1 protein-coding gene is annotated in these 309 nt (G+C 43.7%); it reads left to right on the forward strand.

Annotated elements, in window-relative coordinates; translation table 11 throughout:
• Positions 1 to 309 (forward strand): hypothetical protein (locus DW019_RS14715; protein ID WP_347474428.1); only part of this gene is annotated, 309 nt, incomplete at both ends.

Genomic DNA, 309 nt, shown 5'->3' on the forward strand with positions numbered 1-309 from the left:
GAGGGAAGCCTTAGCGAAAGACAGGCGGCAAACGGACTGAAAACCACGTATGGCTATGATTACCAGAACCGTTTAACTTCTATGACAAACGAGACGGGAAAAGGTGTGGTTTCCAAGTACAGCAGTACCTATCTCAAAAACGGACAGAAAGCAGAAGAAGTTTCTACCGTTATGGATAAGAAGGGAAAGAGCACGAAAAAAACAGCAGCCTACACCTATGATATGCTTGGCCGTATTACCAGAGAAACAAAAACAGGAAGGGAAGATATTTCCTATACCTATGACGCCAACAATAACCGGAAACAGATG

Source organism: Clostridium sp. AF37-5, from assembly GCF_003477605.1.
Lineage (GTDB): Bacteria > Bacillota > Clostridia > Lachnospirales > Lachnospiraceae > Eubacterium_F.